Origin of the sequence: Streptomyces lonarensis, from assembly GCF_012033735.1 — a bacterium.
GTDB classification, from domain to species: domain Bacteria; phylum Actinomycetota; class Actinomycetes; order Streptomycetales; family Streptomycetaceae; genus Streptomyces; species Streptomyces lonarensis.
Map to the genome: position 1 here is coordinate 21,401 of NZ_JAAVJD010000008.1, position 20,601 is coordinate 42,001.

General features: G+C 73.2%; 15 protein-coding genes. 3 read left to right on the forward strand and 12 right to left on the reverse strand.

The window, feature by feature from the left end; genetic code table 11:
• Positions 1 to 314 precede the first annotated feature (314 nt).
• Positions 315 to 641 carry a hypothetical protein gene (locus tag HCN56_RS02585; RefSeq protein WP_167967792.1) on the reverse strand — a complete coding sequence of 109 codons (327 nt, stop codon included), beginning with the start codon at positions 639 to 641 and terminating at the stop codon, positions 315 to 317.
• Positions 642 to 746: 105 nt separating this feature from the next.
• Between HCN56_RS02585 and HCN56_RS02590 the strand changes: the two genes are divergently transcribed.
• Positions 747 to 2,333: an alpha/beta hydrolase gene (locus HCN56_RS02590; protein ID WP_209312268.1), complete on the forward strand. Its 1,587-nt coding sequence runs from the start codon at positions 747 to 749 to the stop codon at positions 2,331 to 2,333.
• Positions 2,334 to 2,693: 360 nt separating this feature from the next.
• Here the strand turns inward: HCN56_RS02590 and HCN56_RS02595 are convergent, their stop codons facing one another.
• Together HCN56_RS02595 and HCN56_RS02600 are read right to left on the reverse strand one after the other, a co-directional pair.
• Entirely contained in the window at positions 2,694 to 3,545 is an 852-nt protein-coding gene (locus HCN56_RS02595) for an alpha/beta fold hydrolase (RefSeq protein ID WP_167967793.1), read from the reverse strand.
• A 125-nt stretch (positions 3,546 to 3,670) separates the two neighbouring features.
• The gene (locus HCN56_RS02600) at positions 3,671 to 3,886 is read right to left on the reverse strand and encodes a ferredoxin (protein ID WP_312871009.1); all 216 of its coding nucleotides are present in this window, start codon (positions 3,884 to 3,886) and stop codon (positions 3,671 to 3,673) included.
• 470 nt (positions 3,887 to 4,356) lie between these two features.
• On the opposite strand from HCN56_RS02600, the gene HCN56_RS02605 reads away from it, so the two are divergent.
• Both HCN56_RS02605 and HCN56_RS02610 read left to right on the forward strand, forming a co-directional pair.
• Entirely contained in the window at positions 4,357 to 5,082 is a 726-nt protein-coding gene (locus tag HCN56_RS02605) for a LysR family transcriptional regulator (RefSeq protein ID WP_167967795.1), read from the forward strand.
• On the forward strand, positions 5,069 to 5,776 hold the full coding sequence (locus HCN56_RS02610; RefSeq protein WP_312871010.1) for a 4'-phosphopantetheinyl transferase family protein: 708 nt from the start codon (positions 5,069 to 5,071) through the stop codon (positions 5,774 to 5,776). The genes HCN56_RS02605 and HCN56_RS02610 overlap by 14 nt, the downstream gene beginning before the upstream one ends.
• Before the next feature lie 65 nt (positions 5,777 to 5,841).
• Here the strand turns inward: HCN56_RS02610 and HCN56_RS02615 are convergent, their stop codons facing one another.
• The 9 genes from HCN56_RS02615 to HCN56_RS02655 form a co-directional block, all read right to left on the reverse strand.
• Positions 5,842 to 6,081, reverse strand: a complete 240-nt coding sequence (locus HCN56_RS02615; protein ID WP_167967796.1) for an acyl carrier protein — start codon at positions 6,079 to 6,081, stop codon at positions 5,842 to 5,844.
• A complete protein-coding gene (locus tag HCN56_RS02620; RefSeq protein WP_167967797.1) occupies positions 6,078 to 7,094 on the reverse strand; it encodes a beta-ketoacyl-ACP synthase III in 1,017 nt (338 codons plus the stop codon). The genes HCN56_RS02615 and HCN56_RS02620 overlap by 4 nt, the downstream gene beginning before the upstream one ends.
• Positions 7,091 to 7,969 (reverse strand): thioesterase II family protein, encoded by an 879-nt coding sequence (locus HCN56_RS02625; RefSeq protein WP_167967798.1) that lies wholly within the window; start codon positions 7,967 to 7,969, stop codon positions 7,091 to 7,093. The genes HCN56_RS02620 and HCN56_RS02625 overlap by 4 nt, the downstream gene beginning before the upstream one ends.
• A 43-nt stretch (positions 7,970 to 8,012) precedes the next feature.
• Positions 8,013 to 9,581 carry a long-chain-fatty-acid--CoA ligase gene (locus tag HCN56_RS02630; protein WP_167967799.1) on the reverse strand — a complete coding sequence of 523 codons (1,569 nt, stop codon included), beginning with the start codon at positions 9,579 to 9,581 and terminating at the stop codon, positions 8,013 to 8,015.
• Positions 9,582 to 9,603: 22 nt separating this feature from the next.
• Positions 9,604 to 11,739 carry a polyketide synthase gene (locus HCN56_RS02635; RefSeq protein WP_167967800.1) on the reverse strand — a complete coding sequence of 712 codons (2,136 nt, stop codon included), beginning with the start codon at positions 11,737 to 11,739 and terminating at the stop codon, positions 9,604 to 9,606.
• Positions 11,740 to 11,759: 20 nt separating this feature from the next.
• The gene (locus tag HCN56_RS02640; RefSeq protein ID WP_167967801.1) at positions 11,760 to 18,221 is read right to left on the reverse strand and encodes a type I polyketide synthase; all 6,462 of its coding nucleotides are present in this window, start codon (positions 18,219 to 18,221) and stop codon (positions 11,760 to 11,762) included.
• A 142-nt stretch (positions 18,222 to 18,363) separates the two neighbouring features.
• Positions 18,364 to 18,777 carry an acyl carrier protein gene (locus HCN56_RS02645; protein WP_312871011.1) on the reverse strand — a complete coding sequence of 138 codons (414 nt, stop codon included), beginning with the start codon at positions 18,775 to 18,777 and terminating at the stop codon, positions 18,364 to 18,366.
• The gene (locus HCN56_RS02650) at positions 18,774 to 19,361 is read right to left on the reverse strand and encodes an FcoT family thioesterase (RefSeq protein ID WP_167967802.1); all 588 of its coding nucleotides are present in this window, start codon (positions 19,359 to 19,361) and stop codon (positions 18,774 to 18,776) included. The genes HCN56_RS02645 and HCN56_RS02650 overlap by 4 nt, the downstream gene beginning before the upstream one ends.
• Positions 19,358 to 20,593, reverse strand: coding sequence for a cytochrome P450 family protein (locus HCN56_RS02655; RefSeq protein WP_167967803.1), 1,236 nt, complete (start codon positions 20,591 to 20,593; stop codon positions 19,358 to 19,360). Before HCN56_RS02655 ends, HCN56_RS02650 begins: the two co-directional genes overlap by 4 nt.
• Positions 20,594 to 20,601 lie beyond the last annotated feature (8 nt).

Genomic DNA, 20,601 nt, shown 5'->3' on the forward strand with positions numbered 1-20,601 from the left:
GGCTATGAGCGGGGGGTTGCGTACTCGTCCGGGTGAGAAGCAGGGTGGTCGGCACAGGACCGATGACAGCCGCTCCCCCGCTCCCCTCGCACGGCACCGAGCACACCGGTACGCGCCCCGGCCGAACAGCCGCCGCGTGCCGGAGCTGCGCTCTCGCAATGCCACTGGTCGTCGGCCGACCGAGCACGCGACGTCAACCGGTTTCGTACTGCTTCCGGGGAAGGAGCGGCAGAGGCCGGTGATCGCGGGACGCGGAACGGGACCGGCCTCCGCTCGCCCGAAGAGGCCGAGGGGAGGCCGGTTCCGGCGAGTCGTCAGATGCCACCGGGGTACATCTGGCCGTACGCGACCGTCCCTTCGCAGACGACGAAGCCGTTCGCGTTGGCGAAAGGCGCGTACAGGACGGTGTCGGTGCCGGGGACCTGGGTGTTGACCGCCGTGTCACGCTTCTCGACGCAGTCCTCGGCGCGGGCGGTGTACGAGATCGCGGTACGCGCCGTCGCCGGCCCGGAGACCGTGAGCTCCTCGCCTGGGTCGGCGGGCGGCAAAGAGAGGGCAGAAGGTGCGACACTCCGGGTCAGGATCGTCTTCACCAGCACGACCTGCCCGTGGCCGGCGCCAGGCTCAAACCTGTGACTCACGCCACATCCCTGGGGTGTTGAGTCTGCCCCCGGGGCCGAGTGTCCCCTTACTCAACCGACGATCCACTGAGCAAGGGGCGAGCCGCCCCGAAGAGTGAGGAGCTCATGCCGACTCGTAAGATCCGCCCGCGGGCGCTGGCCCTCGTGGCAGTCGCGCCCCTTCTGCTGACCATGGCCTGCGGCGGGGAGTCGCCGTCCTCGGGCGGCGAGGACCAGGACCGGTCCGATCAGCAGCCGGCCGGGCTGCAGCGCTTCTACGAGCAGGAGCTCTCGTTCGAGGGGTGCGCCGACTACGCGACGACCGGGGACGAGGAGACGCTTCTCACCTCGGACGACGCGTTCGAGTGCGCTCGGATGGAGGTGCCGCTCGACTACGACGAACCCGACGGCGACACCGCGCAGATCGCCCTGATGCGCGTACCGGCGCGCGGTGAGCCGATCGGTTCGCTGGTGCTCAACGGCGGCGGCCCGGGCGGCTCCGGACTGGTCCAAGCCGCGGTCACCGCCCCGGCGCTCGCGCAGAGCCCGATCACCGAACGCTTCGACCTCGTGGGCTTCGACCCGCGTGGCGTCGGCGCGTCCGTGCCGGCCGTCGACTGCTATTCCGACGCGGAAGCCGACAGCGGCGACAACACGCTCTCCTACCTCGGCACCGTGGTGGAGTGGACGGAGGAGGACACCCGACGCCTGGTCGAGCGCTGCGCCGAAGGTTCCGGTGGCGGGGACGCGCTCGCCGGCCTCGGCACCCGGGATGTGGCCCGAGACATGGACGTGCTCCGCTCCCTTCTGGGGGACGACGGCCTCAGCTACCTCGGGCAGAGCTACGGCACGCGTCTGGGCGCCGTCTACGCGGAGACGTTCCCCGACCGGGTGCGGGCCATGGTCCTCGACGGCGCCATCGACCCGCGTCAGGACACTGCCGGACTCCGCGTGGGCGCCTACAGCGCGTTCCAGCGTTCCTTCGAGCAGATGGCGCAGTTCTGTGCCGCCGAGGCCGAGTGCCCGCTGGGCACCGACCCCGACGCTGCCACCGAGGAGTTCCAGAGCCTCATCCGCCCACTGCTCGACGAAACGGTTCCGGCCGGCGAGGACGGGGAGCTCGACTTCGATACGGCTACCGGCGGAGTCGTCGTCGGCCTCTACTCCGAGGAAGCCTGGCCGGCTGTCATCCAAGGGATCGCCGAGCTGAAGAACGACGGACGAGGAGACACCCTCCATGCGCTGGCCCGCTCCTTCGGGGGCCGTTCCGCCGACGGCAGGTGGAACAACTTCTCCGAAGCGAACTTCGCCATCAACTGCATGGACGAGGACCGCAAGACCCCCGCGGAAGCCGCCGACCTGCGTGCCGCGGTCTTCGACGCCGCTCCCTTCATGGACCCGGGAATCGACCTGAGCGAGGGCAGCCGCGACGGCTGCGAGTTCTGGCCCGTCGAGCCGACCCTCGGCTACCCGTACGCGGATGACATCGACGGCCTGCCGCAGACCCTGACCGTCTCCATCACCGGCGACCCCAGCACCCCGTACGAGAGCGGCATCAGCCTTGCCGACGCGCTCGGCGGCACCATGCTCACCGTCGAAGGCGAACAGCACACGATCGTCGCGACCGGCACCAACGCGTGCGTCGACGACATCGCCTCCGCCTACCTGATCGACCTGGAAACGCCGGACGACGACACCGTCTGCCGGCTGTGACTGTCTGAGATTGCCGAGGGGGTGAGCCGGGCGGATCCTGCCGACCCCGCCCGCAGCCGAGAACGGTTCGGAAGTCTGGCGTCACGACAGACAGCACCCGGACTGAGCCGGCGCTCGCGAGCACGGCCGAGTGAAGAGGTGCGCCGGCCAGCCAACGTCCCGACCCCGGGCGCTCGCCCGCCGGCAACTCCGCAGCCGCCCTGCACGGTTGCCGGCCGGGTCGCGGAGGTCTCCCGGACCTCTCCGAGGAGGGTTTCGGTGACACGCGAGAAGAGCTGCGCCTGCCACGCGGAGGCGCAGCTCTCCTTGCGTGTCAGCGCCGTGCCGCGGGGAGTCGGCTCCGGCGCGTTCGGCACGCGGTCAGCCCGCTGCGCCCGGCTCGCGCGCCCCGTCGATGAAGTCGGCCACGCGGGTGATCACCTGGGGAGCGGTGATGACGCGGTGGTGCCCGAGACCCTGGGTCAGCAGAAGTTCGGCACGCGGCTCGTAGGCCTCGGCGGTCTCGTGGAACTGGTGGACGCGCGCCCGGCGGTCGTCCTCGTCGTGGACCAGCAGAATCCGTTCGACGGCCACCTCCTCGGGTGCGCGGGGAACGGCGAAGCGCCGCCAGAGGTCGGGCTCCTCGGGGAAGAGGTCGCGCTCCACGTGGCGCCGGAGGTGCTGCTCCAGGCGGCTGTCGAGGCGGAGTTCCTCGATGAAGCCGGAGACCAGGTGGTCGAAGCGGCTGACCCCCGCGATCCCTACCAGTGCCTCGGTCTTCACGCCTTCCCGTACGGCGAGGAAGGTGGCGAGCGAGCCGAAGGAGTACCCGACCGTCGCTCCGAAGACGCCGTGCTCGTCCTGGAGTTCGCGGATGATGTCGGCGTACTCGAGGATGGTGGTGCTCTTGCCGCCGGACTCGCCGTGCCCGGGGGCGTCGAAGGTGATGACGCTGTGTCCGCGTTCCCGGAGTTCGGCGATCAGCGCACCGAAACGCATCCCGCGTGATCCCCAGCCGTGGACGAGGAGGACGGGTCGGGGACCGTCCCCCCAGCGGTAGGTCTCCACACCCTTGCCCGCCACGGTCAGCCGCCCCCGATCGGCCCGCTCGAGCAGCGGAGCGTCGGCGGGGCGGACCCGGGCCTTGCCGATGGGGCGGCGGAAGAGCGCGAACGCGCCCTTGCCCGCGAGTCCCGGGGCGACCTTCGCCGTGACATTCAGGGCCGCACTCACTACAACGGTCGGGTCCATCGTCCTGCCCTTCTGGAGCGCTTCACGCCAGCGAGATAGTAGCACGATCGTTCGCACTTCTTGTTGGGTATCACCTCACGTCCGAACTGCCCGGGCGGGGGGCGTGATCAGCCATCCACCGGGGCCACGAGATCGCCGCTCACACCGTCGACGACCGCTATCGCCTCCAATGGACAGAGTTCCGCGGCGCGGAGGATTCGCGCATCCGGCGCCACCTCCGCGCGCACCACGCGCGACTGACCGTCCTCCCGCAGCGTGAACACACCGGGAGCAGTGGAGACGCAGATCGTGGAGCCGACACAGCGCGACCGATCGACCTCCACCCGCCAACTTCTCACCATTGCCTTTGCCCTTCCCTCGTGAGTATCCGACGAGACCTCCACCGCGGGCGGCCCCGTTCTCCCGGACCGCGCGCCACCACTCCCCCGACCGCGACGCCCCGAGCGACGCAGCCCGCCCCGTGCGTGACCGGCCGCTCCTTGACGCGGGAAGTCGCGAACCCTACTATGCGCACGAACGTTCGCATAGTAGGCGCGGCGCTGCTGGTTCCGAGCCCGAGCGGATGTTTCTCGCCCTCTGCACAGCCACCGTCCCCGAGCGACGATCCGGCCGCTCCGGAGCGCTTCCACCAACTCAGATCGCAGCACGGCGTCTCGATCCCGCCCGGCGACCCAAGAGCCACCGTGCGGACGGACCGACGCGGACCCGATCGCGCCGACGCCTGGTCCCGTCCGCCTCCGGCTCTCGTCCGCAGCAGGTCAGAGGCGTTCATCACCACTCGTGGGGGAACGAAATGTCGATCACCGACACTGAACGAGAGGCACCATCCGGGCGGGCCGTCAGACAGCCGTCGGCAGACCTCGGCCTCAGCCGCCTGCGCTCCTTCATCTGCCTCGCGGAGGAACTGCACTTCGGCCGCGCCGCACAGCGGCTGCACATCAGCCAGCCCGCACTCAGCCAGCAGCTCGTCCGGCTCGAGAAGGACGTGGCCACGCCGCTGCTGCGCCGCACCAACCGGTCGGTGTGGCTGACCCCGGCGGGCCGCGAGTTTCTCCGGGGCGCGCGAGCGGCCGTCCGGGCGCTGGACGAGACGACCGACGCCACCCGGCGCCGGGCGGGCAGCAGGCTGCCGCTGGTGCTGAGTCATGTGCCGCACGCGCACGGCGGGCTCGGGTCCTTTGTCGAGGACTTCGGCGCCGCACTGGGCGAGCAGCTGTTCCGCTCCACGGTGCGGATCGCCCGGCACAGCCACGAGGAGCACCGCAGGGCGTTGCGCGAGGGACGGGCAGTGCTGGGGATATGCCCCGCGGACGGCGAACCGGGGGTGCGGGGACTGGGTTCCGCGGACATCGTCGTCCTCCCCGCGCCGGGCGGTGCGAGCGCCGCGGCGCCCTACCCGCTGCGGTTGAGCTGGCCGGAGTGGGCAAGCCCCGCGGAGGTCGACCGGCTGGTCTCGCTCGCTCGGCACCTCGCGCAGGGGTCCCCCACTCCGTTGGCGGCCGTCCGTGCGGGCGTCTGAGGGGTTGCTCGCCCGGGTCGTGCACGCCGCCTGTCGCACCGTCGAGGCCGACGAGACGTGCGACACCGGGCATCTGGCTGCGCTGCCGCCCGAGGAGGCCGCACTCGCCGCGCTGCTCCCGGAGCGGCGGGCGGGAGAGTTCGCCGCGGCGCGGGCCTGTGCTCGCGCCGCCCTCGGTGGGCTCGGCCTGCCGCCGGTCGCGATCCTGCCCGGCGTACGGGGCGCTCCTGGTTGGCCGCCCGGGGTGGTGGGGAGCCTGACGCACTGCACGGGGTACCGGGGCGCTACCGTGGCCCGTCGGCGTGATCTGCTGGCGGTGGGTGTCGACGCCGAGCCCGCCGTCCGGCTGCGACCGGGCGTGCTGGAGCGGGTCTGCTCCGGGGACCGGGAACTGCGTTCGGTACGGGAGTTGCTGGCGCGCGCTCCGCAGGTGCCATGGGACAAGGTGCTCTTCTCCGCTAAGGAATCGGTCTACAAGGCGTGGTTCCCTCTGACTCTCCGTCGGCTGGGGTTCAGGGACGCGGAGGTCGTGCTGGGGCAGTCCTGGGACGGTCGCGCCGACGGCGGGTTCCGGGCGCGGCTCCGGGTGGGGCCCGGGGACGGGAACAGTCCGACGGACTTCGACGGCCGCTGGGCGCTGCTCGGGTCGTTGGTCGCCACCGCGGTGTGCGTCCCCGCCGCTCCCGGTCCGTGACCGGGGCGCGAGCCCCCGACCGCCCGGCCGGCGCGGTGCTTCGGCCGGGCGGTCGGGGGCTCACGTCAGCCGGGCGAGAGGCAGGACTCGACGATCCGGACCAGGTCGCCGACGGTGGTGACGTCGGAGAGGGCGTCGTCGTCGACGCTGGTGCGGAACTCCCGCTCCAGTCCGAAGCCGATCTCCATCATGGTGAGTGAGTCCAGGTCCAGTGCCACGAGGGACGTCTGTGCGTCGATACCCTGCGGTGGCAACTCGCAGTGCCCGGCGAGAACCTTCCGAACGCGCTCCAGGTTCGTGCTCACGGTGTCATCTCTCCCTCGTTCAACAGGATCTCGGGCCATTCCAGGACGGTCGAACCCCACGTCAGCCCGGCGCCGAAGGCGGTGAGCAGGACGGTGGCGCCCTCCTTCACGCCGCCTTCGGCGAGGCCGTCGGCCAGCGCGAGCGGAATTGAGGCCGCCGAGGTGTTGCCGACGCGGTCGATGTTGCTGATCAGCCGGTCCTCGGGGAGTTCCAGACGGTCGGCCACCGCCCGCAGGATGCGGATGTTGGCCTGGTGGCCGACGACGCGGTCCACGCTCGTCACGTCTCGGCCGGCCTCGGCGAGGACTGTGCGGGAGGACTCCGCCATGCGACTGACTGCGGCGCGGAAGACCTCGCGCCCCCGCATGGTCATGTAGGAGCCGACGGGGTCGGTGGGGCGGCCGCCGGACCGCTGGCGAGAGCCCCCCGAGGGCACGATGATGAAGTCCTCGTGCCGGCCGTCGCTGCCGAGGTCGAAGGCGTTGAGCGCACCCGGCTCCTCCGGGGTGCCCGCCCGCAGCACGACCGCTCCGGCGCCGTCGCCGAAGAGCGGCCGGACGACGGGGTCGGCCGGGTCCAGGACGGTGGAGAAGGTGTCCGCGCCGATGACGAGGACGCTCTCGGCGAGGCCGCCGCGCACCAGCGCGGTGCCGGTGGCGAGTGCGTAGACGAAGCCGGTGCACACGGCGTTGACGTCGAAGGCGATGGCACCCGTCATGCCCAGCCGGGCGGCGACCGCGGGCGCGGTGCCCGGGATCTGGTGATCGGGGGTGGCGGTCGCCAGGACGACGGCGTCCGTGGCTTCGACGCCGGCCGACGAGAGGGCGCGGGCACCGGCCCGGACTGCCAGGTCGGAGGTGGAGGTGCCGGGGTCGCACACGTGGCGCCGCCCGATGCCGGTCCTTCGGCGGATCCACTCGTCGGTGACCCCGAGTTCGCGCCCCACCTCCTCGTTGGTGACGACGCGCGGCGGCAGCCACCCTCCGAGCCCACTCAGTACTGCGGCGGTCATCTCTCTCCTCCTGCCCTGTCGTGTTCCTCGGCCGGCCGGGTCCGCCGGGCGGCGTGGTGTCGGTGGGGGCCGCGCGTACCGCCGGCGGCGGTGGCGGGCCGGGGCTCGCCCGGCGGTCGGCCCGCCGGCTGGGCGGGGCGTGCGGTCCGAAGCAGCTCGCGGACCGGGGCGAGCCGGTCCCGGAGCGGGAAGTGCCCGCCGGGCAGCAGTCGTCGGCGGAACGGGCCGGTGGTGTGGACCCGCCACGCCGCCAGCGTGGCGGGCGGCACCAGGGGGTCGCGGGCCCCACCGAGCGCCGTGAGAGGCATCGTCAGCGGGTCGTGGTCGTGGTGGTGGTAGCGCGCGCAGAGCGTGAGGTCGCTGATCAGCAGCGGTCGGACCGGCCCGGCCGGGCCGGGAGCATCCGGCGACGGACCGGCGAACAGCCGGAGCATTTCGGCCGCCTGCGTCTCCGAGACGGTGTCGTCCGTGTAGCCCGGCCAACGGGCCTGCGGGGCGCGGTGCGAGGAGACGATGAGCTGCTCGGGTGCGGTGGTCCCCAGTTCCCGCAGCCGGCAGGCCAGTTCGTAGGCGACGAGTGCGCCCATGCTGTGCCCGAACAGGACGTAGGGCGTCCCGTCCAGCCGCGGCGCGAGCGCCTCGGCGGCGTCCGCCACCAGCCGCGCCATGTCCCGGTGCGGGGGTTCGTCGCGGCGCTCCCCGCGCCCCGGCGGTTGGAGCGGCACGACGTCGACCTCCGGGCCCAGCGCCTCCGGCCAGTCGTGGTAGGCGGACGCTCCGCCCCCGGCATAGGGGAGGCAGAACAGCCGGACCCCCGCAGTCGGGCGCGGCGGCCCGCCGGGGAACCAGCCGGGCACGCCGTCGGTCGTCGTCACCACAGTCTCCTCTCTCGGCTCTCCGGCCGCTTGCCGCCGCGGTTCAGTTGACCTGCCGGTCCCGGTCGGCCCAGTACCTCTCACGCAGTGCGCGCCGCAGCGTCTTGCCGCTCGGGTTGCGCGGTACCCGGTCGATGAACTCGTAGGAGGTCGGGATCTTGAACCCGGCGACGCGGTCCCGCAAGGCGAGCATCAGGTCCCTGGCGGTGGCCTGCCGGCCCGGGTGCAGCACGACGCAGGCGTGCACCGCTTCGCCCCACCGGTCGTGGGGCACGCCGATGACGGCGGCCTCGGCGACGGCGGGGTGGGCGCAGAGGGCGTTCTCGACCTCGGCGGGGTAGACGTTCTCCCCCGCGACGATGACGGTGTCCTTGATGCGGTCGCAGATGTACAGGTAGCCGTCGGGGTCGAGGTAGCCGGCGTCGCCGGTGCGTATCCAGCCGTCGACCAGCGTCCGGTCGGTCGCGTCCTTCAGCTGCCAGTAGCCGAGCATTGCGGCCGGGGTGTGCAGGTGGACCTCGCCGACTTCTCCGGACGGCAGCCCGGTGCCGTCCTCGCCGACGATCCGTACGCTGACGCCCGGGTAGGGGCGTCCGGCCGCCGTGAGCCGGGGGCTTCCCACGACGTGGTCCTGCGGGGGCAGGCAGACGGCGGTGTTGCCGGTCTCGGTGAGCCCGTAGATCTGTGCGAATTCGCAGCCGAGGACCTCGATGCCGCGGGTGAGGAGGCTTTCGGAGATCGGCGACCCGCCGTAGACGGTCTTGCGCAGGGTGCGGAAGTCCTCGGGCCGGATGCCCGGCTCGGCCAGGATCATCTGGAGCATGGCCGGGACGACGCAGGCCGTCGTCACGCCGGCGCCGCGGATGAGCCGGACCGCGTCGTGGCTGGTGAACATCCGCAGGGAGACGTTGGTGACTCCGGCACTGAACCCCTGGACCGCCCACCACAGGCCGCCGACGTGGAAGCCGGGGATACCGATGAGACTGCGGTCGCCGGGTCGCCAGTCGACCCAGTCCAGGCCGGCGCCGGCGAGGGCGTCCCGAATGCGGAAAAAGCTGCGGTGGGCGAGGACCACGCCTTTGGGCAGGCCGGTGGTGCCGCTGGTGTAGAGCTGTGCGACGGGGCTCTCCGGTCCGGTCGCCGCGGCGGGTGGCTCTTCGGGGTGGGGGGACTTCCAGGCTGTGTAGCCGGTGCCCGGCGGCCCGCCGGCCTCGACCAGGACGACGTCCCGGAGGGCGGGCAGCGCGGCACGCTCCGGGACGGCGTCGAGGAACTCCTGCTCCGCGAAGAGGAGTTCGCTGCCCGAGTCCCGCAGGATGTGGTCGATCTCGGGGGTGGTCAGCCGCCAGTTCACCGGGACGAGGACGGTGCCGCTCTTGGCGCAGGCGAACAGCAGCTCGTAGTAGAGCTCGGACTCCTTGCCGAGGTACGCGACCCGGGACCCGGCCGAGAGTCCGGCGGCGAGGAGGGCGTGCGCGGCCCGGCTGCTCTCCCGGTCCAGCGCGCGGTAGCTGACCGTGCGGCCTTCGCACTCCACAGCGGTGGCCTCGGGGGTGCGCCGGGCGTGGAACGTCACGGTGTCGGTGACCGTCTGGAGCTCGGGGAAGTACATGTGGGTCCTGTTCCGATCGCAGTCAGTGCCAGATGTTGACGTCGGTCCAGTAGCGGCTGCCGAGCAGGGCGGGGCCGGGCAGCCGGGTCAGCGGGGGCGGGTCGGGGGTGAGGGCTCCGGGGTCGACGTCGTGCCCCGCGAGGTAGGCGGCGGCCAGCAGTCCGCACCAGTCGGCCTCGTCGAGCGCGGCCGGGTCGGTCAGCGGCAGTGCCGCCGTGCCGGTGCGGCGCAGGGTGACGGTGTCGGCGTCGTCGTGCCGTTCCCAGGGGGGGCCGGTGGCGCCGTCCCCGGTGAGGACGGCCAGCAGCGGCGCGGCGAGCGCGGCGGGGCACACGACACCGGCGATCGGTGCCCCGGCGCCGCAGATCCGGGCGAGCCAGGCGGGTGTCCGGTCACCGGTCCCCTCCCCCGGTGTGCTGTCGCCCCCGGGCGGGCGGGCGTCGAGGCCGGGCAGTTCCGTTGTCGGCGCACCGCGCCGCAGGTCCAGCAGCACCCCGGTGGTGCTTGAAGGGGCAGCGCCCGGGGGGTCGGTGGTCGCGGCACACCCCAGTGCGGTCAGGAGGTCCTCGTCGGAGCGGACGACGGCGGCGTGGCGGTGGGCGAGGTGGTCGCGGCGCTCGGCCAGGGTCCGGCAGACCGAGCCGTGGCTCCAGTCGTCTCGCGCGGCCAGGTGCGTTCGGAGGCGCTGCGCGGTGGCGGACAGTGCTGCCGGGGTGTGGGCGGAGAGCAGCAGCAGCGCCGGGCCGCCGTGCTCCGGCGGGGCGGAGCCGGGGGGCGGCGGCGCCTCCATGACGACGTGCGCGGCGGTGCCGGTGAAGCCGGTGGCGCTGACGCCGGCGAGGGTGCGGGCGGTGGTGGGCCAGGGTCGCGGGGCGGTTGCCAGGCGGAGGCCGGTGCGCTCCCAGGCGATGGCGGGGTCGGGGTGGTCGGCGCCGGGCTGGGGCGGGATCTCCCGGTGGGCCAGTGCCAGCGCGGTCTTCATCATGCCGGCGACCCCGGACGCGGTCTCCAGGTAGCCGAGGTTCGCCTTGGCCGAGCCGACGTAGAGGTCGGGTGCGGCGGCTCCGCGCCGGTCGTACGCAGCGGCGAGGGTCTCCGCCTCGACGACGCCGCCGACCCGGGAGCCGTTGGCCTGCGCCTCGACGTACCGCACGTCGTGGGCCGACGCACCGGTCCGGTGCAGCGCGAGGTCGATCACGGTGCGCTGCGCCGCGGCGGACCACGCGGCCAACTGCTCGCGGTCACCGTCCTGGTGGACGGCGCTGCCGCGGACGACTGCGTAGGGGGGCCGTCCGTCGGCCGCGGCGTCGCGGTAGCGTTCCAGGACGAGTACCCCGCAGCCTTCCGCGCGGACGTAGCCGTCCGCCTCGGCGGTGAAGGGCAGGCACCGGCCGGTGGGTGAGATCATGCCGGCCTGCGCGAAGACCTCGCTGGTGAACGGGGAGAGCAGCAGGTGGCTCACGCCGACGACGGCGACGTCGCACTCCTCGGCGCGCAGCGCTCCGGCGGCCAGGTGCACCGCGGTGAGCGCGGAGGAGCAGGCGGTGTCCAGGGTGAGGGCGGGCCCCCGTACCCGGAGTGCCAGGGCGATGCGCCCGGAGGCGGCGCTGAGTGCGGTGCCGGTGCCCATGTACGGGGAGAGGTCGTCCTTGCCGATGCCGTTGCGCAGCCCCGCGAAGTTGTACTCCGCGGTGCTGATGCCCACGTAGACGCCGACGCGGCGGCGGCGCAGGGTACGGAGCGTCAGGTTGGCGTCGGCGAGCGCCTGGAGTGTGACGTCCAGCAGCAGGCGCTGCTGGGGGTCGAGGTGCTCGGCCTCCTCGGGCGTGAGGCCGAAGCGTTCGGCGTCGAAGAGGTCGATGCCGTCGAGGTAGGCGCCGGCAGCGAGGGTCGCGGCGAGCGGGGCGAGGTCGGGGGCGGTGGTGTCCCAGCGTGGGCGGCCCCGACTGTCGGTCGGCGGTTGCGATGCCGCGCCGGTCACGGGCCGGGCGTCGCGCACGGCCTCCCACAGTGCGTCGGGGGTGTCGATGCCGCCCGGGAAGCGGCACCCCATGCCGCTGACGGCGATGCCCTGGGTGCTCTCCTGGTGGCGCCGGGCCAGCAGGACCATGAGCTGTTTCCGGGTCAGTCCGGCCAGCTGGTCGATGTAGTCGTTCACGGTCTCTCCTCGCCTCCCCGTCAGAAGGTCTGCGCGCGCAGTTCGGCGAGTTCGGCGTCGGCTTGCTCATCGGTGAGGTCGGCGGGCGCGGCGGGTGGCGGCGGGCCCTCGGGCTGCGCGGTGTCCGCCGTTTCCGGGGAGTCTGCCTCCGGGGCGAGCCGGGCGGCGACGTGCCCGGCGAGGTCGGCGACGGTGGGGTGGTCGAAGAGCGCCGAGGTCGGCAGCGCGGTGCGGAAGGCGCCCTCCAGCGCGTTCTTGAGTTCGACGGCCGCCAGGGAGTCGACGCCGAGTTCGAGGAACTTCGCGGCGGGGTCGATGTCGTCGCCGGACTCGAAGTGCAGCACCGCGGCGACCTTGGCCCGCACGATGTCGGTGACGCCCCGGGTTCGCTCGGCGGGCGGCAGAGCGGCGAGTTCGACGAGGTCGATCTCGTCCTCCCGAGTGGCGGCCCGGGGTCGGACGGCGGTGTAGAAGGCGTCCGCGCCGGCGGGGCCGGACAGCAGGCGCTCGAAGTCGAACTCGCCGATCACGGCCTGGGGCGCGGAGCGGTCCCAGGCGCGCGTGAGCTGACGCATGCCGTCGGTGGGTGTCAGGAACTTCAGGCCGCGCCCCTCGATGGCCCGGATCTGCTGGGCGGTGAGGCCGGCGGCCATGCCGACCTCGGCCCAGGGGCCCCAGTTGACGCTCAGTCCGGGCAGGCCGCGGGCGGCACGTTCGTGCATCAGCGCGTCGAGGAACGCGTTGGCGGCGGCGTAGTTGCTCTGCCCGACGGAGCCGATGACCGACGCGACCGACGAGTAGGCCACGAAGAAGCGCAGGCCGGGCAGGTCGGCGGTGGCCCGGTGCAGGAGCCAGCCCCCGTAGACCTTCGGACGCAGGACGGTGTCGATTCTTTCCCAGTCCTGCCGCCCGATCGGTGCGTCGGCGAGGACGCCCGCGGCGTGGAGGACGCCGCCGAGCGGGGCGGTCGCGGTGTCGGCCTCCGCCACGATGCGGGCGACATCGGCGGGGTCGGCGACGTCGCCGGTGAGGACACGGACCGTGACTCCGTCCCCGAGGGAGCGGGCCAGGTCGGAGAGCTGGGCCGGGTCGACGGTGCGCCGACTGACCAGGGCCAGGTGGCGGGCTCCGTCCCGCACCAGCCTGCGGGCGGCGACGGTGCCCAGGGCGCCGAGGCCGCCGGTGATGAGGTAGGTCTCGTCGGCGGTCAGCCGCACGGGGTCGGGCGTGGGCTCCGGGGTCGGGAAGGTGAGGACGAGCTTGCCGACGTTGGCGCCGCGGCTCAGGACGCCGAACGCCTCCTCGGTCTCGTCCAGGGTGTACGCGGTCGTGGGCAGCGCGCCGAGGTCTCCGGCGTCGATGTGGGCGACGACCCGGGTGAGGATCTCCTTGTTGAGCCGGTTGAGCTGCGCCTCGGGGAGTTCGCTGAGGTCGAAGTTGTGATAGCGGACGTCCGGTCGGTACTCCGCCGTGCGCTCGGGCGACCAGATGCCGATCTTGCCGAGCTCGACGAACCGGCCGCCGTCGGCCAGGCAGTCGAGCCCGGCGGGGACGTAGTCCTTGTTGAGGCTGTTGAGGACGATGTCGACGCCCCGGCCGTCCGTCGCCTCGCGGACCTGCTCCGAGAAGGCGAGGGTGCGCGAGTTCATCAGGTGTCGGACTCCGGCCTGCCGCAGCAGCGGCCACTTGCCGGGGCTCGCGGTGGCGTAGACCTCGGCTCCCGCGAGGTGGGCGATGCGCACCGCGGCCTGTCCGACTCCGCCCGCGGCGGCGTGGATCAGTACCTTGTCGCCCGGCTTGATCCCGGCGAGGTCGTGCAGCGAGTACCAGGCGGTGACGTAGGCGGTGGGGAGGGCGGCGGCCTCCGCGAACCCGAGTGCGGAGGGCTTGCGGACCGCCACGGCCGACGGGACGGTCACCCGAGAGCGCATGCAGCCCAGGTGACTCAGCAGTACCTCGTCACCGGGGGCGAACTCCGCGGAGGGCCCGGCGCTCAGCACGGTACCGGACGCTTCGAAGCCCAGCGGCAGCGGGACGTACTCGGTGGCGGTCTCCTCGGCGTGCCGGCGGAGCATGCCCAGCGCGTTGAGGACGTCCTTGAAGTTCAGGCCGGCGGCGTGGACGCGCACCTCGATCTCGTCGCGTTCGGGGGCCCGGTCGGGGACGGGCACGGGGGCGATGCCCGAGAACCGCCCGTGGTCGAGGATCGTGAGTTCGACCGTGGTCCCCGTGCCGTCGACGCCGTCGGTGCGGGTCCGGTGCAGGCGCTGCACCCGGCGGGCACCGGCCCGCAGGCCGATGCGGTGGTCGCCGGTGTCGCCGGCGGCGCACTCCTGCCACAGCGCCGCGAGGTCCGCCGGCGAATCCTGCGCCGGCAGGTCGACCAGGGCGGCCCGCAGCGCGGGGTGTTCGTTGAGCAGCACCGGGCCGAAGCCCCACAGCGACGCGGCCGCCAGCCTGCGGGGGTGGAGCGGCTCGGTGGCGTCGTCCTCGGGCAGCCGCTGGGCTCCCCGGGTCACCAGCAGCAGTCGCGGGGCACGGTCGCCGAGGGCTGCGAGCAGCGAGAGCAGAGCGGTGTAGTTGCGGCGGCTCTCCTCTCGGAGCGCCGCTGCCTCCGCCGTGGGGCCGTCCGGGGCCGGGGCGGTGTCGCCGCCGTCCCAGAACCAGCAGATGTCGGTGATGTCCGCCGGCAGCGCGTCCGGCACCGGACCGCCGTCGGTGCGTGCTGCCGTGTCGAGCGTCCGCACCGTGACGCCGTCCGGGGCGGGCGGCAGCTCCGCCGGGACGGCGCCGAGGACGAGGACGCGGCGTTCCTGCGCCGGCCGACCCGCGGGCAGCGAGCGCCGGGTCCAGCGCGGCTCGTGGACGAGGTGGCGGGCGGCACCGGTCTGCGTGACGCGCTTGAGGCGCAGTCCTCGCACGGTCAGGGCGGGTCGGTCGCCCTCCAGGGCGAAGAGGTCGGCGGCGAGCTCGTCGGCGTTCTCCTGCGGCAGCAGGCGGAGCACGGTGGTGAGGGTGCCGCGGGGGTTCTTGTGGAGGACCACCTCGTCGAACGCGACGGGCAGGTAGGTCGCGCCGGGGGGTGCCACGACGGCGAGGGTCTGCATCGCGCAGTCCAGGACGGCCGGGTGGAGGCGTCCGCCGTCGCCGATCCCCGCCGCGCGGATCTCGGCGGTGGCGAGGCCGCCCGGGCGGGAACGTACCCGCTCGATCCGGCGGTAGTGCGGGCCGTAGGCGAGCCCGACCTCGGTGAAGTCGGCGTAGAGCTCGTCCGCCGGGTGGTGCCGGTCGGCGTCCGCTGCCTGGGCCAGGAGCTGCCGGGCGTCCCGGGCGGAGGCGTCGGCGGCGGGGTTCGCGGTGCTGCCGGCGAGGGTGGCGGTGGCATGCAGGCGTTCGATGCCGCCCTCGGCGACGCTGACGATGCTGACCGAGTGGCCACCCGCCGGGTCGGCCGTCAACCGGGTGCGCAGCTCCGTGGCGGCGCCCTCGGGCAGGAAGAGCGGTTCGTGGATGCGCAACTGCCGCACCGGGCGGGAGGTCTCGCCGAGGACGGCGTCCTGGATGTCGAGGGCGAGGGCGACGTACCCGGCGCCGGGGAAGACGACCTGTCCCATGACGCGGTGGTCGGCGAGGTGCGCGGGGGCGTCCGGTCCGATCAGGGCGCGGAACTCGGTGGTGCCCGCCGCGCGCTGTGCGTCGGTGGTGCTCTCGGTTCCCAGCAGCGTCGCCGCGGGCGACGGGGCGCCGGGGACGCCGAGGCGGCGGTCGTCGACGGGGAGCCAGTACCGCTTGGTGTCGAAGACGTAGGTCGGCAGGTCGAGCAGCCGGCCGGGCCGGCCTCGGTGGTGGCCGGCCCAGTCGACCGCCAGCCCGGCCGTGTAGCACCGGGCGAGCGCGGTGCGGAGCGTGCTGCCGTCGGTGTCCGCGGGGAGCAGGCTGGGGAGCCAGAGGTGGGCGGCCGCGTCCGGGCTGCGACGCCCCATGGCGGTGAGCGCTCCCGAAGGCCCGACCTCCACGAAGACGTGGCGCCCCCGCTGCTGCACGGTGCGCACGCCGGCGGCGAAGGCGACGGGCTCCCCGATGTGGCGGACCCAGTAGTCCGGCGTCGCCACCTCGTCGTACTCCGCGATCCGGCCGGTGACGTTGGAGACGAAGCTGACGGTGGGTTCGCGGAAGGCGATGTCCGCGATCTCCGCGCGGAAGGCGTCGAAGACCTCGGCCATCAGCGGGGAGTGGAAGGCGTGGGAGACCGGCAGCCCCTTGACGTCGAGGCCGTGCTCGCGCAGCTGCTGCTGCAGGCGGTCGACGGAGTCCCGACCGCCGGAGACGACGCACTGCTCGGGCGCGTTGACCGCGGCGAAGCTGACGTCGGGGATGTCGGTCAGGAACGGGTCGACGACGTCGGCCGCGGCACGGATCGCGATCATGCGGCCCGGCGTCGTGACGGACTGCATGAGCCGTGAGCGGGCCGCGACCAGCCGGACGGCGTCCGGCAGGTCGAAGAGGCCCGCGACGGTGGCGGCGACGATCTCGCCGATGCTGTGGCCGAGGAGGACGTTCGGCCGCACTCCCCACTCGGCCCAGAGGTGGGCGAGGGCGTACTCCAGGGTGAAGAGGGCGCACTGCGTGTACCGCGTGCGGTGGATGTCCGCCTCGGCTTCCGGTCCCTCGCCGAACATCAGGTCGCGGACGGAACGGCCCAGGTAGGGGTGGAAGAGGGCGTCGAGCCGGTCCACCTGCTCGCGGAAGGCGGGGTAGCGCTGGTACAGCGGGCGTCCCATCCCGGGGTACTGCGAACCCTGGCCGGTGAAGAGGAACGCGACGGGGGCGTCGCGCAGCTCGTCGCCCCCGGCGCCGGGCCGTCGCTGCTCGTCGGCGTTCATCACGCGGTCGAGCAGGGCGCGTGCCTGCCCCAGCTCCGCGACGGGGGCGGCGACGCGGGTGGCGAAGTGGGAGCGGCCCAGGTTGGCCGTACGGCAGAAGTCGGCCAGGTCCCGTTCGTCGAGGTCCTCCAACGCGGCCCGCCAGGCCGCGGCCTGGCGGCGCAGGGCCGCAGGGCCGCGGGCGGACAGGGTGAGCACCGCCTCGGTGGCGGAGGGCTCCGCCGGCTCCCGGTCGTCCGTGCCGTCGAGCGCGGGCGGCGCCTGCTCGAGGACGACGGAGGCGATGGTCCCGGCGAATCCGAACGAGTTGACGACGGCGCGGCGCGGCGCGTCCGTCCACGGGCGCCCGCCCGGGGGCAGCGCGACGTGGTAGTCGTCCCAGGGGACGTGGCGGTTGGGGACGGTGACGTTGAGGTGGGGGTAGAAGACGCCGTCCCGCAGCTGGAGGACGGTCTTGATGACGCCGCCGGCACCGGCGGCGGCCTCCATGTGCCCGATGTTGGTTTTCACCGACCCCACCGGGAGCGGTGCGCCGGGAGCGCGGGAGGCTCCGAAGACCTTCTCGATGGCCCCGATCTCGATCGGGTCGCCCAGCGAGGTGCCGGTGCCGTGCGCCTCGACGTAGCCGATCTCGGCCGGTTCGAGTACGGCGTCGGCGAGCGCGGCGCGCATGACCGCGGCCTGGGCGATGCCGTTGGGCACGGTGAGGCCGCCGCTCTCGCCGTCCTGACGGACGGCGGAGCCGCGCACCAGCGCCATGACCCGGTCTCCGTCCCGCCGGGCGTCGGTGAGTCGCTTGAGGACGAGGACGCCGACCCCCTCACTGCGGCTGTAGCCGTCGGCGCTCTCGTCGAACGTCTTGCACCGTCCGTCGGCGGCGAGCATGTTCGCCTGGGAGAAGACGATGTGGTTGCGGGGGTGGTGGATCGCGTTCACGCCACCGGCCAGCGCGATGTCGCACTCGCCGCGGCGCAGCCCGCCGGCGGCCAGGTGGAGGGCGACCAGGGAGGAGGAGCAGGCGGTGTCGATGCTCATGCTGGGGCCGCGCCATCCGAGGAAGTACGACAGCCGCCCGGAGACGGCGCTGTGGGCGGTGCCCGTGCCGACCGCCGCCTCCAGTTCCTCGGGCCGCAGTGCGCTCATCTCCAGGCTGTAGTCGACGGAGCTGACGCCCATGTAGACGGCGCCGTTGCTGCCCCGCAGCGCCGCCGGGTCGATGTTGGCGGCCTCCAGCGCGTGCCAGGACGCCTCCAGCACCAGCCGCTGCTGGGGGTCGACGTAGGCGGCCTCCTTGGGTGCGATGTTGAAGAACTGCGGGTCGAACCGGTCGATGTCGCGCAGGAAGCCGCCGCCCGCGGTGGTGATCCGCCCCCGGGTGCCGCGCTCCGCGCTGTGCAGCGCCTCGGTGTCCCAGCGGTCGGCGGGGACGGGCCCCGTGCCGTCCCCGCCCTGCGCGAGGAACTCCGCGAACCCCTCGGGGGTGGTGTTCTCCCCCGGCAGCCGTAGACCGACTCCCACCACGGCGATGGGCTCGTACTTCTCCAGCAGCAGTCGCCGGAGCAGTTGGTCCTTGTCGGAGTCCGGAACCGAGTCAGTCATGGCGTCTCTCCCGCTGGGCGGCGCGTGGATGGGGTCGAGTGGGGGCGGTGGTGCGGGGCACCGGGCGGAGGGGGTGCTCCGGTACCCCGCACCGGCGGCGGACGGCGTTCGACGGGCGGGGTGCGGCCCACCGGTGGCGGGCTCAGGAGTAGAGCGACTTCATGAGGTCGTCCACCAGCAGCCGGGTGGTGCGGTCCGCCGAGTGGGGGGCGCCGTCCGGCGGTGACGCCCGGTCCGCGGGGGGCGGGGGGAAGTGGTCCGACAGCACGTCGGTCCGCAGGTGGGCCAGGAGATGGTCCACGGTCGGGTTGTTGAGGAGTTCGGAGGCGTCGATCGGACGACCGATGGCCGTCTCCAGCCGCTGCTCCACCTCGGTGGCGCCGAGCGAGGTGAGTCCGTGGGCGAAATAGCTCTCGTCCCGGGGCAGCACGTCGTCCTCGCCCATGAGCAGCACCGTGCGGAACTCGCCCACGACGAGTTCCTCCAGCAGTGCGGCGCGCTCCGGGAGCGGTGTCGCCGCGAGGCGGCGCAGCCAGGCGGTGGGGGCGGCGGTCACGGCGCTTCACCGCCCGCGGGTGCCGGCGGGTCGGTGACCACCAGGCGTACCTCTCCCTGGCAGTGACCGCCGTCGTCGTCCCAGTAGCGGCAGGTCGTGTCGGCGACGATCATCGGCCGGCGGTCACGCCCCCCGCTGTACCGGCGGGCGCGGGTGAAGGTGATCTCGCCGTGGAACCGGTGGGAGCCCATGGCCTTCGCGAAGGAGCTGCGGAAGTCGACGATCAGGAAGGCGGGCAGCTGCCGCTGCCAGTAGTCGTCCATGGACCATTCCGCGAACGGCGGCATGATGCCCTCTTTGACGGCCTTGGCGACCGCGTAGTACATCATCTGGTTGTAGCAGAGGTTGAACTCGACGGCGTTGAAGTGGCCGGTGTCGTCGATGTAGAACGGGGCCGGTATCGAGAAGGTGCACGTCGCCCGGGCCAGGCCGTCCTCGGTCGCCTCGACCTCCGCCGTCCGGAGGTACCGGCAGTCGGGGCGGTAGACGCGCAGTACCCGTGCCAGCAGCGCCTCGTCGGTCGCGTGCCCGGCCGCTCCGGCGGCGGGCGCGGCACCGGACGGCAGCAGGGGAGCAGTGGTCATCGGTCGGCCTGCTTTCCGAGGACGACCGGCAGCGTGGAGAGCTCCCGGAAGGTGAAGCCCGGGCGGTACCGCAGCGCTTCGTCTGCGAGCGCCATCTCCGGGAACCGGGTCAGCAGCTGCCGCAGCGAGACGGCCACCTCCATCCGTCCCAGCTGCGCTCCGGGGCAGAAGTGCGGGCCGAACCCGAAGCTGACGTGGGTGGTGTCGTCCCTCTCGAAGTCCATCCGGGCGGGGCACGCGTACTGCTCGGGGTCACGGCCTGCGGAGCCGATGGACAGCACCACGGCGCTGCCCGCCTCGATGGGCACTCCCCCGATCACCAGGTCCTCGGTGGCGAACCGGCGGATCGCGTTCTGGACCGGTGCCTCGAAGCGCAGGAGTTCCTCGACGGCCGCCGGCATCAGCTCGGGGTACGCGCGCAGCTGCGACGCCCGCTCGGGGTCGCGGAGCAGAGCGAGCGCCCCGGAGCTGATCATGCTGAGCGTGGTGTCGTACCCGCCGATGAGGATCATGAACGCCATGCCGACCATCTCGGACTCGGTCAACCTGTCGTCCTGGTCGCGGGCGTCGATGAGCCCGGTGATCAGCGCGTCGTCCGGCTCCGTGCGCTTGAGCGCGATCATCCGTTTGAGGAAGGCGACCATGTCCCGGCATCCCTGCGCGGCACCGGCGGGGTCGGTTCCGACGATGTTGTCGGTGTAGGCGCGGAAGGCACCGCGCTCGTCCTCGGGGATGCCCAGCAGGTCGCAGATGATGGTGATGGGCAGCGGAGCGGCGAGGGCGGAGACGAGGTCGACGGTGCCCTCGGTGTCCGCCATGGCGTCCAGCAGGCCGTCGACGACCTCGTCGACCCGCGGCCGCAGTGACTCGATGCGCCGACGGGTGAAGGCGGCGTTGATCAGGGACCGCAGCCGGGTGTGGTGCGGCGGGTCGGTGGTGGCCAGGATGACCCGCAGGTCGTCGGGGAGCGGGATGCCCGTGTAGCCGCCCTTGTTGTACTTGGGATGCCGGGCCAGGCGCTGGTCGGCCAGTCCCTGGCGGACGTCCGCGTAGCGGGTGACGAGCCATACGGTCGAGCCGTCGGGCGCGGTGACCCGGTGTGCGGGGCCGGCGGTGCGCAGCTGGTCGTAGAGCGGGTACGGGTCGGCGAAGTACGCCTCGTCGAAGACGGGTTCGGTGGTCCGATGCGCGACCGGGCAGCCGTCGGCCGGTGCGGATCTCGTCTCGGTCATTCTCGCCC